The following is a 15,507-nucleotide window of genomic DNA, read 5'->3' on the forward strand; positions in this document are numbered from 1 at the left end:
GAACACCGGCGCACGGCCGGTATAGGAGGGCGGCGTCAGCCAGGCGTCGATGCGCAGGTCCGGATTGATGCTCGGCGCCGGCGGTGCGGGTCGGAAGGCATCGGCGGGAGAACCGCCGCCGTTCGAGAAGGAATAACCGAGCGCGACGACGAAGACGAGAGCAGGAATGGCGCGCAGCGCGAACCGGTCGTGCCGGGCGATATCGGGCTGCGGCAGGCCGGCATCGAGCGCTGCGATACGCTCGGCCATGCGGATCTGATGTTCTTTCCACAGGGCACGGGAGAAGGGCGTTTCGAAAGCCGGCTGGTCGTCCTGCACGCCGACCGGCTGGTGGGGTAGGTTGTTGCGGACTTCCAGAAGCCGGTCGGCATCAGCCACCGCCGGCCAACGCAGGCGGCTTAACGGCAGCAGAGCATACACGAAGGCAAAGGCGAAGCCGCCGACCAAGACCCAGCGCACCCAGTCCGGCGCGATCCGGAAAATCCCGAACCAGGCCACCGACAGGAAAAGCGCCGCAATCCCGAGGGGCGCGAGCAGCAGCGGCAAAATCCGTTCGAAAAACAACACGATCCGTGCGAAGGACCGTTTCAGTGCGACGCGACGCGCAAGCACGGGATGCAATTCGAAGGCACCTTTGCGGATGAAGCTCATGCGATCCGTCTCCAGTCGTGGCGGCGCAAATCAAGCTTCCAAGATAACGATGTTTGTGGCGAAGACGAGGGCAGGGGGCAATCCGCCCCCATATTTTCCAAGCTTTCCCGTAAAAGTGAACGGCGCGTTAAATGTTCACGCAAGCCATGCGGGCACGGAGTCGAGGCCGATGAGTACTTCGTAGCTGCCGCGCGGCCGCACCACATGGAACTCCGATCCCTTCACCAGAACCTCCGGCACCAGCAGCCGGGTGTTGTATGTTCCTGCCTGCACGGCGCCATAAGCGCCGGCTGAGGAGACGGCGATCAGGTCGCCGGGCTTGGGTTCCGCCATCTCGCGGTCAAGCGCCAGATAGTCGCCGGTTTCGCAGACCGGACCGACGACGTCGCCCTTGATGCGCGGCGCATCGGCGGCGGGCACGACGACCGGACGGATCATGTGGTAGGCGTCATAGAGCGTCGGACGGATCAGGTCGTTCATCGCTCCGTCGACGATTACGAAGGACTTTTCGCCGCCGTCCTTCACGTAGATGACTTCGGTGACCAGGATGCCGGCATTGCCGACGATCAGCCGGCCGGGCTCGGTGACGATCTTGCACTCCAGCGACCGCAGCTGGCGCTTCACCGTTTCCGCATAGGCATCGGGAAGCGGCGGAGGGTTGTTGTCCTCGCGATAGGGAATGCCAAGGCCGCCGCCGATATCGACGTGGTCGATGCGGTGGCCGTCGGTGCGAAGCGTCTCGACCAGTTCGCGCAACAGCCGGAAAGCGTGATCGAAGGGCTGCAGTTCGGTTATCTGGCTGCCGATATGCATGTCGATGCCGGTGATGTCGATGCCGCCAAGCGTCGCTGCGTGTGCGTAAACCGCGCGGGCGCGCTCGTAAGCGATGCCGAACTTGTTTTCCTTCTTGCCGGTCGAGATCTTGGCATGGGTGCCTGCATCGACATCCGGGTTGATGCGGAAGGAGACATGCGCCCGCTTTCCAGCTTTCAGGGCGCGCAGGTTCAGGACTTCCAGCTCAGGCTCGGATTCGACATTGAAACAGTAGATGCCGGCTTGCAGCGCCAGATCCATTTCCTGCACCGTCTTGCCGACGCCGGAAAACATGATCCGGTTTGCCGGAATGCCGGCTGCAAGCGCGCGACGCAGCTCTCCGCCGGAGACGACATCGACGCCGGCGCCGAGCCGGCCGAGCGTTTTCAGCACCGCCTGGTTGGAATTCGCCTTCATGGCATAACAGACCATCGCGTCCACATCGGAGAACGCCTTGGCGAAAACCTTGTAGTGACGTTCCAGGGTGGCCGTCGAATAGACGTAGAAGGGGGTTCCGACCGCCTTGGCGATTTCCGGGATCGGCACGTTCTCGGCGTGCAGCACGCCGTCGATGTAATGAAAATGATTCACGGTAAAACTCGGAAAATTACAGGAGCGGGTCGAGCAGGAAAGGCCGGTCGGCAACCGGCTCGGTTTTCTGTTTATCCGGTTTGCCGCTCTTGCGGATGTTCTGCTGCTCCACCGGCGTGCTCGGGCGGTCGAGGCTGCCCTTGCGGCCGCAGCCGACGACAACGATGCCGGCGAGGCTCAGCACAAAGGCGATGCGGGCGATTTTTACCAGGGACTTCGACATTCTATTCCTTCTCCGGCACGGATGCGGAACTTTCATAGCGAAGTTCCGCGCGCTTGTGCAGTCACTATCCGGCATCACTTCTCAGCGTTCGTTCCGGCTGACGTCAATTCCGACCGCGCCACCAGGCGATCTGTTTGCGCACTTCAGCAGGCGCGGTGCCGCCGAAGCTGGTGCGACTGGCGACCGAGGCATCCACGGAGAGGACGTTGAAGACCTTGTCGGTGATATCAGGATTGATCGACTGCAGTTCTTCCAGCGATAGTTCGGAAAGGTCACAGCCTTTCTCTTCGGCAAGCGCCACGGCGCGGCCGGTCACGTGATGGGCGTCGCGGAAGGGAAGGCCGACTTCACGCACCAGCCAGTCGGCAAGGTCCGTCGCAGTCGAATATCCAGCGCCGGCGGCGGCACGCATCTTGTCGGCACGGATCGTCATGTCGCGCATCATGCCGGTCATCGCGGCGATCGCCAGTTCCAGGTTCTCGGCGCAATCAAAGACCTGTTCCTTGTCTTCCTGCATGTCCTTGGAATAGGCGAGCGGCAGGCCCTTCATGACGGTCAGCAGCGCTACCAGCGAACCGTTGATGCGGCCGGTCTTGGCGCGCACCAGTTCGGCGGCATCCGGGTTCTTCTTTTGGGGCATGATCGAGGAGCCGGTCGAGAATGCGTCCGACAGGCGCACGAAGCCGAATTGCGGCGTCGACCAGATGACGATTTCTTCGGCGAGGCGCGACAGGTGAACGGCGCAGATCGCGGCGACCGACAAAAATTCAAGCGCGAAATCGCGGTCGGACACGGTATCGATCGAGTTGCGGGTCGGCTCGCGAAAGCCGAGGGCCTTGGCCGTCATGTGGCGGTCGATCGGATAGGGCGTGCCGGCGAGTGCGGCGGCGCCGATCGGGCTTTCGTCGAGATGGTCGATCGCGTGCCGCACGCGGGCGCGGTCACGGCCGAACATTTCTACATAGGCCATGCAGTGATGGCCGAAGGTGACCGGCTGGGCGGTCTGGAGATGGGTGAAGCCGGGCATGACCGTGTCGGCGTGTTCCTCGGCGCGGTCGAGAAAGGCTGCTATCAGGCGGGTCAGCATCGCTTCCGTCTTGACGAGCTCTTCCTTGACCCAGAGGCGGAAGTCGAGCGCCACCTGGTCGTTGCGCGAGCGGGCGGTGTGCAGGCGTCCGGCGGCGGGGCCGATCAGCACTGCCAGCCGCGCCTCGATGTTCATGTGGATGTCTTCGAGCTGCCTAGAAAATTCGAACTTGCCGGTTTCGATCTCTGACATGATTGTGTTCAGGCCGGAGACGATCTTGTCTTTATCTTCGCCCGAAATAATGCCCTTTTCCGCGAGCATCGTCGCATGCGCTATTGAGCCGCGGATATCCTGAGCGAACAGCTTCTTGTCGAAACCGATCGAGGCATTTATCTCCTCCATGATCGCGTCCGGCCCTGAAGCGAAGCGTCCGCCCCACATCTGGTTGGAGGATACTGCGTCCTTCGTGCCGTCAGCCATGATGTCTAGTCCTGGAGTAATTGATGACGACCAAAAGACCTTTCGGCCTTCCGTCCGCCAGATTGATCGTGATTGCCGCCGTTGCGGGAATACTTGCCGGTGCCGTGGCGGTATACGTGACGAATGTGGGGTCTGGCAATGGCGAGACCGGGCTCTCCGCCCAATCCTCCGGCGCCTGCGCGGGCGCTGTCGAGACGGTGAAGTCGGTTTCGCAATTCTCCAAGGGCCAGGTCGCCGCCATGGTTGCCGCCCAGCCGCCGAGGCCGCTCGACCTCGCCTTCAAGGGACCGGACGGCCGGGACCTCAAGACCGCCGATTTCGCCGGCAAGACCGTGTTGCTCAATCTCTGGGCCACCTGGTGCGGCCCATGCCGGGAAGAGATGCCGGCGCTGAATGCGCTGCAGAAAGGCATGGGGGCTAAGGACTTCGAGGTCGTGGCGGTCAATATCGATACCGGCAGCGACGAAAAGCCCAAGGCTTTCCTCGCCGAATATGGCGTCGATACGCTCGGTTATTACCGCGACAGTTCGATGGGCGTCTTCAATTCGTTGAAGAAGGAAGGCCTCGCCTTCGGCCTGCCGGTAACCTTGGTGATGGACAAGAAAGGCTGCCTGATCTCGGCGATGAACGGGCCGGCCGCCTGGGACAGCCCGGATGCCAAGGCGCTGATCACGGCGGCGAAGGGGTTGTAAGAAAGATCAACGCGTCGGTACCGGCACTTCGCCGCGATAATCGTAGAATCCGCGGCCGGCTTTGCGGCCCAGCCAGCCGGCTTCGACATATTTTACCAGAAGCGGGCAGGGGCGGTATTTGCTGTCCGCCAAGCCGTCGTGCAGGACCTGCATGATCGACAGGCAGGTATCGAGGCCGATGAAATCGGCGAGCTGCAGCGGGCCCATCGGATGATTGGCGCCAAGCTTCATGGCGGTGTCGATCGCCTCGACCGAGCCGACGCCTTCATAAAGCGTGTAGATCGCTTCGTTGATCATCGGCAGCAGGATGCGGTTGACGATGAAGGCCGGAAAATCCTCGGCGACCGTCGCAGTCTTTTCAAGCGCGACGACATAGTCCTTGGCGGCCCGGAAGGTCGGCTCGTCGGTGGCGATGCCGCGCACCAGTTCCACGAGCTTCATCACTGGCACCGGGTTCATGAAATGTATACCCATGAAGCGCTCCGGACGGTCGGTGGCGGAAGCAAGGCGGGTAATGGAAAGCGACGAGGTGTTGGTTGCGAGCAGGGCTTCGGGTTTGAGGACCGGACAGACTTGCGCGTAGATCTTGCGCTTGACGCTTTCGTCTTCCGTCGCGGCCTCGATCACCAGGTCCATCGGCGCGAGATCGTTGAGGTCTGAAGAGCCGGAAATCAGCGCAAGGGCCGCTTTCCGCTCGTCATCGCCGAGTTTGCCGTTGGAGACCTGGCGGGCAAGATTGCCGTTGATGGTTGCGAGCGCTGCTTCGATCCGGTCCTTGGACACATCGTACATCTGCACCTTGTATCCGGCGAGAGCCGAAACATGCGCAATACCGCAGCCCATCTGGCCTGCTCCGATGATGCCGATGCTTTTTATGACCAAACCCATGGTTTCGCTCCCTGGGCGTTTACGCCATCTCAAGCGTACGCCTATTTCATAGAAATGCCGGACTGCATGTATGCAGTCCGGCAGATTGTTATTCTGCTGCTTGTCGTTTTGCCAGCATTTTTCGCGCTTGCGAAATGAACAAAGGCTCAAAGCGCCTTTTCAAGCTGAGGCAGGATCTCGAAGAGATCGCCGACGATGCCGTAGTCGGCGACCTGGAAGATCGGGGCTTCCTCGTCCTTGTTGATGGCGACGATGACCTTCGAATCCTTCATGCCGGCGAGATGCTGGATGGCACCGGAAATGCCGACGGCGATATAGAGCGCCGGTGCGACCACTTTGCCGGTCTGGCCGACCTGCCAGTCGTTGGGGGCGTAACCCGCGTCGACCGCGGCACGCGATGCGCCGACGGCTGCACCGAGCTTATCGGCGACCGGCAGGATGACTTCCTTGAACTTTTCCGACGAGCCGAGCGCACGACCGCCGGAGATGATGATTTTGGCAGACGTCAGTTCCGGACGTTCGGAAGACGAAAGAGCATCCGAGACGAAGCTCGAAACGCCTGGATTGGCTGCAGCCGAAATGTTTTCGACCGAGGCGGAACCGCCGTCGCCAGCCGCCTGAAAGGAGGCGGTGCGCACCGTGATGACCTTCTTGGCGTCGGTCGACTGGACGGTCTGGATAGCGTTGCCGGCATAGATCGGCCGCTTGAACGTGTCGGCCGAAACGACCTCGACGATCTCCGAGACCTGCATGACGTCGAGCAGGGCTGCGACGCGCGGCATGACGTTCTTGGCGGATGCCGTCGCAGCGGCGATGATCGTGTCGTAGGAACCGGCCAGCGAAACGATCAGAGCCGAAAGCGGTTCTGCGAGGTTGTTGGCGTAGTCGGCGCTGTCGGCGAGCAGGACCTTGGAAACGCCGGCAAGTTTTGCAGCGGCATCGGCAGCGGCTTTGGCGCCGGAACCGGCGACCAGCACGTGCACGTCACCGCCGATCTTGGAGGCGGCCGAGAGCGCCTTGGCGGTCTGGTCGTTGAGGGTCGCGTTGTCGTGTTCTGCCAGAAGAAGAATGGCCATGTTGATGTTCTCCCTTTCCTTACAGAACGCCGGCGGTCTTCAAGGCGCCAACCAGTTCCTCGACCGTCTTCACCTTGATGCCCGCCTTGCGGCCGCCCGGTTCTTCCGTCTTCAGGACCTTCAGGCGCGGCGCGGTGTCGACGCCGAAATCTGACGGAGTCTTCTTGTCGAGCGGCTTCTTCTTGGCCTTCATGATGTTCGGCAGTGAAGCGTAACGCGGTTCGTTGAGGCGAAGGTCGGTGGTAACGACGGCCGGAAGCTTGACTTCGATCGTCTGCAGGCCGCCATCGACTTCGCGGGTGACCTTGGCGGAACCGTCCGCGAGCTCGATCTTCGAGGCGAAGGTCGCCTGGGCGGAGCCGAGCAGGGCTGCCAGCATCTGGCCGGTCTGGTTCGAATCGTCATCGATCGCCTGTTTGCCGACGATGATCAGGCCCGGCTGTTCGGCATCGACGATGCCTTTCAGTATCTTGGCCACGGCAAGCGGCTCGACCAGGTCGTCGGTCTCGACCAGGATCGCCCGGTCGGCGCCCATGGCGAGTGCCGTGCGCAGGGTCTCTTCGGCCTTGGCCGGGCCGATCGACACGACCACCACTTCCTCGCACTTGCCAGCTTCCTTCAGACGCAGAGCCTCCTCGACGGAGATTTCGTCGAAGGGGTTCATCGACATCTTCACATTGGCGAGCTCGACACCCGTACCGTCCGGCTTTACCCGGATCTTGACGTTGTAATCGACTACGCGCTTGACTGGCACCAGGATCTTCATGGGGTCCTTCCTTGACTATCTCCAGCCGCAAATTGCGACATTTGCTGCTTCCTCATTTGTCAGTTGGCGACATGGATACGCATTTTTCGCGCGATTACAACGCGGATTTGCCTCCAGGCATTGCCGTTTTCTCATAGTCCTATTCGGTTACCGCGGCGATCTGCGGAGCGCCTGGTTTTCGCTCGACGGCTTTCGGGGTGACGATGTCGCGGTCGAACAGCGGCACGCCCTTGCGGCGCATGAACAGCACCAGCACGGCCCCGGTAATGATACCGCCCACATGCGCACCCCAGGAGACCATGCCGTCGAGATCGAGCGCCAGCATGGCGAACTGCTGGACGATCCAGAGCGCCAAGGGAATGAAGGCCGGCAGCGGCAGCGGGATACGGAAGAGAACCAGCACCCAGACCCGCACGCGTGGATGCAACAGGAAATAGGCGGCAACGACGCCGGAAATCGCACCGGATGCGCCGATCAGCGGCCCTTCCGAACTCGATGCCACGAAACCGTGGAGAGCGGCGCCCGCCGCTGCGCAGGCGAGGTAGAAGATCAGGAATTTCACATGCCCCAGCGCATCCTCGACATTGTCGCCGAACACCCAGAGGAACAGCATGTTCGAGGCGAGATGCCAGAAATCCATGTGCAGAAAGGCATAGGTGACGAAGGTCAGGTCGTCCGGCACGATCACCAGCGACGGATCGAGCGTCGCGTAATTGAAGATCACCGCCGGAATGAAGCCGAGCCCAAGCGAGGCGCGTTCGGCCACTTCAGGCGCGGAAAAATTGGTGAAAAGCCATATCAGCACATTGAGGGCGATGATGCTGATCGTGACATATTGCACGCGGATGTACTTGAGTTCGACGGCATCGTGCAGCGGGATGAACATGCTGTTGGCTCCTGCGCCGTTGCGGTTACCGGTTCTTGCCAGGAACCCAGAGTATATCGGCTTTGCCTCCGTCATTGGCAAAACGCGCCGCAACGAACAGAAAATCGGAAAGCCGGTTGATATATTTCAGCGCCGCGACGCCGACGGTCTCGCTTCGGGACAGCTCGACCATCAGCCGTTCGGCACGGCGCGACACGGTGCGGGCAATATGAAGATGAGCGGCGGCGGGCGATCCGCCCGGCAGCACGAAGGAGGTCAACGGGTCGAGATGGGCGTTCAGCGCATCGATCTCCGTTTCCAGCCGCGTCGCCTGGGCTTCGACGATCCGAAGCGGTTCGTAGTCCAGCTTCTCGCCGGTATCCGGCGTGGCAAGATCGGCACCGAGGTCGAAGAGGTCGTTCTGGATTCGGAAGAGCATGGCATCGAGTTCGGCCATGTCTGACGTGTGCAGGCGCGCCAGCCCGATCGTCGAATTGGTCTCGTCGACCGTGCCATAGGCTTCGACGCGCAGGTCGTGCTTGTCGCGGCGCGGACCCGAGACCAGCGCCGTGGTGCCGTTATCGCCGGTGCGCGTGTAGATCTTGTTGAGCTTTACCATCCGCCATCATCAGAATCAGGTCGGGCGACCGCCGCCCGTAATCCAGAGAGTGAGCATGATGAGGACGATTGCAACCGCCTGCAAGAGAATACGCAGTTGCATCAGCTTGTTGGATTTGTTGGGATCGGTGCCCTTCAACATGTTGAACAGCCCGCGGATCAGGACGAGCACGACGAGGCCCATGACGATCAGGGCAAGGACGGTTGTGAAAGTGGACATTGTCGGATTGCTGCCTTTCAATCCAGCCGGCGCATCAATTTATAGAAGAGCACGGCCGGGAGTATTCTTTTCAGGAAAGCGCCCTGTTTGGCGGGCGTTGTTACCAGATAATGTGGCCTCGGACGAGGTGCGGTCAAGGCATGCGTCAAGACGTCATAGACGGCTTCGGGCCCAAGTTTATGGCGGTTGGCCTGCCCCCCGCCCTCGAGGCGCCTGAGCTGCCGCCGATACTGCTCCGCATGGAGCGAACCTTCGAGATCGACATGCTCGCGGATCTTGGCGAGCGCGTTGGCGGTGAAGCGAGAGGTGATCGGTCCGGGCTCGATGAGGCTTACTCCGATGCCGCTGCCTTCGAGTTCCATGCGCATGGTCACTGTCAGCCCTTCGAGGGCGTATTTCGAGGCTGTGTAGGCGCCGCGATAACGATAGGGCAGCAGGCCCAGTATCGACGAACAGTTGACGATCCGGCCATAACCCTGAGCCCGCATGACCGGGATGACCCGCCGCGTCAGCTCGTGCCAACCGAAGAAATTGGTCTCGAACTGCTCGCGCAGCACATCGGTCGCCAAATCCTCCACCGCACCCGCCTGGCCGTAGGCGCCGTTGTTGAATAGCGCATCGAGTCGTCCGCCGGTGCGCTCGAGCACTGTTGCGACCAGGGCGGCGATCGTATCCGGCTTGGTGTAATCCATCAAAAGGGCTTCGATGCCGCCCGCCTCGAGGGTTGCGAGATCGGCTTGCCTGCGCACCGTTGCAAAGACCCGCCAGCCATCGGCCTTCAGGGCACGCGCGCAATGGGCGCCGATGCCGGAGGAACAGCCGGTAACGATGATCGTTCTATTTTCGGCCATTCGGTGAGGCTCCCTGTACAATCGAAAGAGTTCCTCCCATATTTCCCACCACGTCACAACGGAGTTGCAATTGCCCGAAGAAAACCGCCCCGTCCGGTGGTATCGCCTCGCCTTCAGGGTGCTTTGGGACGCCTATTGGCATTTCTCGGATGACGATGGCTGGGCGATGGCGAGCCATGTCGCGCTTTCCGGCCTTCTGGCGCTGTTTCCGTTCCTGATCTTCGGCACGGCGCTTGCGGGCTTTCTGGGGGCTGGCGACTTCTCGCAGACGACTGTCCACCTGCTCTTCGATACTTGGCCGGCGGATATCGCGCAGCCCATCGCCTCCGAGCTGCAGCGGGTCCTCGAAATCCCGCGCGGCGGCCTTTTGACGATCTCGGTGCTGGCGGCTGCCTACTTCGCCTCGAATGGCGTCGAAGCCCTGCGCATTTCGCTCAACCGAGCCTATCGCGTCACGGAGACCCGGCCCTGGTATGTGACGCGCCTGGCGAGCCTCGGTTATGTTGTCATCCTGGTGGTGATCTTTGCGGTCCTCAGCATTCTGCTGCTTGCCGTTCCCGTGGCGCTGCGTTTTGCCGAGACCCGCTTTTATTTTCCGTGGCTGATCAGCGACCTCACGACGGCGGCAAACTGGGGGCTCTATGGCACCGCCCTATTATTGCTGATCGGCCTGCTCGCTTCCCACAAGTGGCTGCCGGCCGGCCACCGCCGGCTGATCGACATCATTCCCGGCGTGACGTTGACGATCGTCGTCTGGACCTGTTTCGGGCTCGGCTTTGCCGCCTATCTGTCGACCTTCGCCAATTATACCGCCACCTATGCCGGTCTGGCGTCGATCATGATCGTGCTGATCTTCCTTTATATGGTAGGCGTCATCTTCATGCTCGGCGCTGAGTTCAATGCCGCACTGATGAAATACAAGATCTATTCGGTCTTCTCGCGCCGCCGGAAGGCGCATCGCGAGCGAGAGAAAATCCGCTCAGAGGCCGACGAAGCGGCGAATATCGCCGCCCGAGAGGCCCTGGTCGCGAAGCGCCGCGAGCCCGGTTGAGCCCTCGCTTTTCGACAGCTTCCTGCCATCTGGCCCCATGATCAGCCGGTGGTGATGATAGGCCGGCTGCGGCAGTTCCAGCAGTTCTTGCAGCAGGCGGTGCACGGCCGTCGCTTCGAAGAGATCGAGCCCGCGCACCACATGGGTGATGCCCTGCGCCGCATCGTCCACCGTCACCGACAGATGGTAGCTCGACGGCGCATCCGAACGGGACAGGACCACATCGCCCCAGACCGACGGATCGGCGGGGATCTCGCCGCGCGCTCCGTCGCCGCTCTCCGTCCAGTTCAGCGGCGCTTTGATGAGGCCAAGTGCCTTTCCCACGTCGAGGCGAAAGGCATGCCGGACACCCTCTGCGATCAACCTTCTCCGCTCGGTCTCGCTGCGATATCTGTCTTCGTCGGGATAAAGCGGCGAACCATCCGGATCGCGCGGCCAGCTCTTCCCGTCCGCCTCGTAGGCGGCGACCCTGGCTTTTACCTCGCCGCGGGTCAGGAAGGCCGGATAGACGAGATCCATCTCGGTCAATCGGTCGAGCGCCGCATGGTAGGCGTCGAAATGTTCGGATTGCCGCCGCACCGGCTCTTCCCATCGAAGCCCCAGCCAGGCGAGATCGCGATAAATCGCCTGCTCGAACTCCGGCGTGCAGCGCGCAAGATCGATATCCTCGATGCGCAGCAGGAAATAGCCGCCCATTGCTTCCGCCATGTCGTAGTTGAGCAGCGCCGACAGCGCATGGCCGAGATGCAGAAATCCGTTCGGGCTTGGCGCGAAACGATAGACCGGTTTATCTGGAGGCGGAGCGGGCATGATTTCTTCTGCCATGCTTTTTGAAAAACGGCCATGGGGAGGCAACCAGTGGGGAGGCAGGCGGTGGCGATCATCCGCGATCATTCCGACATTCAGGCGGGGCTCGAGGCGTTGGTGACGCTCGATCCAAGGCTTGCTGATATCGTCGAGGCTTCCGGCCCGGTGCCGCTCAGGCTGAACGAGCCGGGCTTTTCCGGCCTTGCGTCGATCGTCGTATCGCAGATGGTGTCGAGGGCGAGTGCCGAGGCGATCTGGCGGAGGATAACGGCGGCCGGCCCGGTTACCGCCGAAGGGTATCGGGCCTTGGATCCCACTATCATCGCCACGTTCGGCCTCTCACGGGCAAAGGCGGCGACGCTTCATCATTTGTCCACGGCAATTTCGGAAGGGCATTTCGATCTCGCTTCCGTTTGCGCGCTGGAAACGGACGAGGCGATCCGGCAGATGACCACGCTGCCGGGAATCGGTCCGTGGACGGCGGAGGTCTACCTGATGTTCTGTGGCGGACATGCGGATATCTTCCCGGCCGGCGACGTGGCGCTGCAGGCTGCGGTCGCCCACGCATTCGGGCTCGAAACGCGGCCGTCCGCCAAAAATCTGGCGGTGATGGCTAAAGCCTGGGGGCCGTGGAGGTCCGTCGCCGCGCGGCTTTTCTGGGCCTATTACGCGGCAAAAATGCGTCGGGATGTCACACCTTTGGCCTGAAGCCGCGTCCGAGTATCCCACTGCATTTATTGGGCTTCACAATCCTGTAACAACGGACCTAATATAGAATATACAGATGCCGAATCGGGTAGGAGCGTCATTTGACGATTGCAGTCTCCCCGCAGGCCCTGCCGGCGCTCGTCCTGAACGCTGACTACCGGCCGCTGAGTTATTATCCCTTGTCGCTTTGGTCCTGGCAGGACGCGATCAAGGCGGTTTTTCTTGACCGTGTGAACATCATCGCGGAATACGATCACTCGGTCTGCTCGCCGAGCTTCTCGATGAAGCTGCCGAGCGTCGTCAGCCTCAAGACCTATGTCCAGCCGACCCGCAATCCGGCGTTCACCCGATTCAACGTCTTCCTGCGCGACCGGTTCGAGTGCCAGTATTGCGGAGAACACGACGACCTGACCTTCGACCACGTCATCCCGCGCGCTCATGGCGGCGAGACCACCTGGGAGAATGTCGTGGCCGCCTGTTCACCCTGCAATCTGAGGAAAGGCAGCAAGCTGCCGAAACAGGCCGCCATGTTCCCGCACCAGAAGCCCTACCAGCCGACGGTGCAGGATCTGCATAATAACGGTCGGCTATTCCCGCCGAACTATCTGCACGAAAGCTGGATGGACTATCTCTACTGGGATACGGAGCTGCAGCCGTAAGACGGAGCGGATCGAGCCGGTATTAGAGCGGATGAAGGTCGATCCGGGGCAGCCTGCGCGAGAAATCGACCTGATCAGTGAGGGCGTGCTGCGTTTTGAAGTTCAGCGGGTGGCAAATTCGCTACCGGCTGGCGACTTCGTCGGGCGACTGGGTGTTGAGCAGCGTATCGATCCGCTTGCGTTCTTCTTCGAACCGGGCGAGCGCCTTGCCATTCAGCGAATTGCCGCCGGGCAGGCGGACTTTCATCGCATCGACCTTGGTACCGTTGACGATCAATTCGTAATGAAGGTGGGTGCCGGTCGACTGGCCGGTGGAGCCGACGTAACCGATGACCTGGCCCTGGGTGATCTTGGCGCCTTCGCGAACCCCCGGCGCGATCGCGCTCTGGTGATTATAGGAGGAGACATAGCCATTGGCGTGGCGGATGAGGGTCTGGTTGCCGTAGCCGCCGGAGTCCCAGCCGGCCTTTTCGACGACGCCGTTGCCGGTAGCGATGATCGGCGTGCCGCGCGGGGCTGCCCAGTCGGTGCCGGTATGCATGAGGGCTTTCCCGAGAATCGGATGGCCGCGCATGCCGAAACCGGAGGTCATGCGGCCGTTCGGAAGCGGGTTGCGCAGCAGGAACTGGCGGATGCTCTTGCCGTCCTCGTCGAAATAATCGACCGAATTGTCGTCCGAATTCTGAAAGCGGTAGAAACGGCTCGTTGTGTCGCCAAAGCGAGCGTTGACGTAAAGCAGTTCGGAATCCTTGTTGGCCTGACCCTTTTCGTCGGCGACCGAGAAGAAGGCCTCGATCTTGTCCGTCGGCTTTAGCTGGGCCTGCAGGTCGACGTTGCTGGCAAGCAATTTCACCAGCGTCCCCGTCATTTCCTTGCTCATGCCGTAGGAAAGGGCTGCCCGGTAGATGCCGTCGTAGACGCGCGGCAGTTCGCGGCCGGCGACGACCTGTGCGGGCTGTTCGCTGAAGGCCGAGGCGACCGCGTCCAACATCGGCGGCTCCTGGCCATCCACGAAGCGGCCGTGGTCGTCGAGGGCGACCGTTACCCGGTGATCGCCGCGCCGGTAGAGGCTGGCGCGCACGACCAGAACCATGTCGCCTTCCTGAATAACCCCGATGCGCAGCACGTCGCCGACGGAAAGATTGGCTTCGCCGAGGCGGGATTGCAGGTAGCCGGAAATTTCCCGCGCCTTGCCTTCCGGATAGCCGACCTCGGCCATCGCCTGGCTGACCGTTTCGACCTTGCGCACCGGAATGATGTCGTCGGCATATTCGCGGGTATGGGAGTTGATCGCCTCAGGTGTTGAAACCGAGATGTTTTCCTCGACGACGCGGGCCGAAAGGCCGGCGGTGATATCGAGACCGCCGCCGTCATCCTTTGAGGAGAAGCGCTGCGGGTCGACATAATAGAGAGCGGAAAGCTGGCCACCGCCGTCGGTGAGCACCGAGCCGTTGGAACGGACGTTCTCCTCGACCTCCTCCAGCGTCATCGCCGGCGCGAAGGCATACATGCTGCCCTTGATGGGGAAGGCCACGGTCTGGAGACTGACCTCGGATTCGACGTTCGACCCGTAGATGACGCCGGCACGCGCTGCAGGCGGCGGCGGAGTCTCGCTTGAGGAGAAGATCGTCATCGGATCGAAGTTCGGGTAATCTTCCTGCGCCACGTGGTTTGCGGCAAGGTTCATCTTCACATGCGCGAACGGCTTGCGGCGGACGACTTCCTTATTGCCCTCGTGCACGACCGTCGAGACTTCCATCACCTTCCGGTCGGTCGGCATGGCGACGATATTGCCGCCGAGCAACCGCTTGCCGCGTGACGCTGCATCAGCATCGCTTGTCGGGATGGCGGCGGAGGCTTCGGCAGGGATGGCAAGCTGCTGCCGGCCGTCGAGGGCGGCAAACAAAGCAACGCCCATCAGAATGGAAGAGGTAATGCCGGTCAGGAAGGTGCCGGACAGCCAACGCAACGAAATCTCACGTCGATCCGGAGCGCGACGGCCGTCGGCGAGGATCGGCGGTTCGTTGCCGAGCGAGCGGATCATGCTGCGGGCCGTCATCATGCCAATTAAAGCCAGTCCCTGATACTCGTTATTGCCGTAGGCAGCTTTTATACTGCCTGCGGGACCTTGGGCCAAACATGTGCCCCTTTCAACATAGAGAGTCAAATCGGCGACGGTGCAAACGCGTACATTCGCCTGACATGCGCTTTTCGATTCCCTACTGGCCCTGTGGTAACCATGAGATTGTGAATTTGTCGGGGCGGTTTTGGGGCGAGGGCCGAAAGGGCGCTGTTTATACATGCTTCAAGGGGTCAAAAGTCGCCGGAAAACGGAAATTCGAAGAGTTTTTCCGAAATTCATCTTTTAAATCATTAGGTTGGCATTTTTCTCAAGATTTCTGAATCAATGCTGTTGACTTCAAAGTGTGGTGGGATCTATAACCCGCTCACTGAACGAGGGCGGCGGCGCTGCTGGCGACGACGACTTTCGTTCTACAGAAATCACTGATTGATTGGCGCA

General features: G+C 61.3%; 17 protein-coding genes. 4 read left to right on the top strand and 13 right to left on the bottom strand.

Annotation, left to right across the window (positions count from 1 at the left end):
- From MOV61_RS21210 to argH, 4 genes are all read right to left on the bottom strand, one after another.
- Positions 1-651 (bottom strand): DUF4175 family protein (locus MOV61_RS21210; protein ID WP_247137982.1); only part of this gene is annotated, 651 nt, incomplete at its 3' end.
- 135 nt (positions 652-786) lie between these two features.
- Positions 787-2,055: a diaminopimelate decarboxylase gene (gene lysA, locus MOV61_RS21215; protein WP_247137983.1), complete on the bottom strand. Its 1,269-nt coding sequence runs from the start codon at positions 2,053-2,055 to the stop codon at positions 787-789.
- Between the two features lie 16 nt (positions 2,056-2,071).
- Complete coding sequence (gene lptM / locus MOV61_RS21220) at positions 2,072-2,278, bottom strand: LPS translocon maturation chaperone LptM (RefSeq protein WP_247137984.1); 207 nt, start codon at positions 2,276-2,278, stop codon at positions 2,072-2,074.
- Positions 2,279-2,381: 103 nt separating this feature from the next.
- The gene (gene argH / locus MOV61_RS21225) at positions 2,382-3,785 is read right to left on the bottom strand and encodes an argininosuccinate lyase (protein WP_038546309.1); all 1,404 of its coding nucleotides are present in this window, start codon (positions 3,783-3,785) and stop codon (positions 2,382-2,384) included.
- Positions 3,786-3,808: 23 nt separating this feature from the next.
- Here argH and tlpA point away from each other — a divergent pair, with 23 nt between their 5' ends.
- Positions 3,809-4,477: a thiol:disulfide interchange protein TlpA gene (gene tlpA / locus MOV61_RS21230; RefSeq protein WP_038546307.1), complete on the top strand. Its 669-nt coding sequence runs from the start codon at positions 3,809-3,811 to the stop codon at positions 4,475-4,477.
- Positions 4,478-4,483: 6 nt separating this feature from the next.
- Here tlpA and MOV61_RS21235 read toward each other — a convergent pair whose 3' ends face one another.
- The 7 genes from MOV61_RS21235 to MOV61_RS21265 all read right to left on the bottom strand — a co-directional run bounded on the left by MOV61_RS21235 (position 4,484) and on the right by MOV61_RS21265 (position 9,761).
- A complete protein-coding gene (locus MOV61_RS21235) occupies positions 4,484-5,365 on the bottom strand; it encodes a 3-hydroxybutyryl-CoA dehydrogenase (RefSeq protein WP_247035153.1) in 882 nt (293 codons plus the stop codon).
- Between the two features lie 146 nt (positions 5,366-5,511).
- Positions 5,512-6,441, bottom strand: coding sequence for an electron transfer flavoprotein subunit alpha/FixB family protein (locus MOV61_RS21240; protein ID WP_247137985.1), 930 nt, complete (start codon positions 6,439-6,441; stop codon positions 5,512-5,514).
- A gap of 19 nt (positions 6,442-6,460) precedes the next feature.
- A complete protein-coding gene (locus MOV61_RS21245; protein WP_247137986.1) occupies positions 6,461-7,207 on the bottom strand; it encodes an electron transfer flavoprotein subunit beta/FixA family protein in 747 nt (248 codons plus the stop codon).
- A 139-nt stretch (positions 7,208-7,346) separates the two neighbouring features.
- Complete coding sequence (locus MOV61_RS21250) at positions 7,347-8,093, bottom strand: rhomboid family intramembrane serine protease (protein WP_247137987.1); 747 nt, start codon at positions 8,091-8,093, stop codon at positions 7,347-7,349.
- Positions 8,094-8,118: 25 nt separating this feature from the next.
- Entirely contained in the window at positions 8,119-8,691 is a 573-nt protein-coding gene (locus tag MOV61_RS21255) for a cob(I)yrinic acid a,c-diamide adenosyltransferase (protein WP_247137988.1), read from the bottom strand.
- Between the two features lie 15 nt (positions 8,692-8,706).
- On the bottom strand, positions 8,707-8,910 hold the full coding sequence (locus tag MOV61_RS21260; protein ID WP_247137989.1) for a twin transmembrane helix small protein: 204 nt from the start codon (positions 8,908-8,910) through the stop codon (positions 8,707-8,709).
- A gap of 17 nt (positions 8,911-8,927) precedes the next feature.
- On the bottom strand, positions 8,928-9,761 hold the full coding sequence (locus tag MOV61_RS21265) for an SDR family oxidoreductase (RefSeq protein WP_247137990.1): 834 nt from the start codon (positions 9,759-9,761) through the stop codon (positions 8,928-8,930).
- 70 nt (positions 9,762-9,831) lie between these two features.
- Between MOV61_RS21265 and MOV61_RS21270 the strand changes: the two genes are divergently transcribed.
- Positions 9,832-10,812 (top strand): YhjD/YihY/BrkB family envelope integrity protein, encoded by a 981-nt coding sequence (locus tag MOV61_RS21270; RefSeq protein ID WP_051899853.1) that lies wholly within the window; start codon positions 9,832-9,834, stop codon positions 10,810-10,812.
- Here the strand turns inward: MOV61_RS21270 and gluQRS are convergent.
- Positions 10,741-11,637, bottom strand: a complete 897-nt coding sequence (gluQRS, locus tag MOV61_RS21275) for a tRNA glutamyl-Q(34) synthetase GluQRS (protein ID WP_247137991.1) — start codon at positions 11,635-11,637, stop codon at positions 10,741-10,743. The genes MOV61_RS21270 and gluQRS overlap by 72 nt on opposite strands.
- Before the next feature lie 18 nt (positions 11,638-11,655).
- On the opposite strand from gluQRS, the gene MOV61_RS21280 reads away from it, so the two are divergent.
- Together MOV61_RS21280 and MOV61_RS21285 are read left to right on the top strand one after the other, a co-directional pair.
- On the top strand, positions 11,656-12,327 hold the full coding sequence (locus MOV61_RS21280) for a DNA-3-methyladenine glycosylase (RefSeq protein ID WP_157885186.1): 672 nt from the start codon (positions 11,656-11,658) through the stop codon (positions 12,325-12,327).
- A 101-nt stretch (positions 12,328-12,428) separates the two neighbouring features.
- Positions 12,429-12,986 carry an HNH endonuclease gene (locus MOV61_RS21285; protein WP_007767848.1) on the top strand — a complete coding sequence of 186 codons (558 nt, stop codon included), beginning with the start codon at positions 12,429-12,431 and terminating at the stop codon, positions 12,984-12,986.
- A 121-nt stretch (positions 12,987-13,107) separates the two neighbouring features.
- On the opposite strand, the gene MOV61_RS21290 is transcribed toward MOV61_RS21285, so the two are convergent.
- On the bottom strand, positions 13,108-15,048 hold the full coding sequence (locus tag MOV61_RS21290; protein ID WP_247137992.1) for a M23 family metallopeptidase: 1,941 nt from the start codon (positions 15,046-15,048) through the stop codon (positions 13,108-13,110).
- Positions 15,049-15,507 lie beyond the last annotated feature (459 nt).

The organism is Neorhizobium sp. BETTINA12A, from assembly GCF_023006485.1.
Lineage (GTDB): Bacteria > Pseudomonadota > Alphaproteobacteria > Rhizobiales > Rhizobiaceae > Neorhizobium.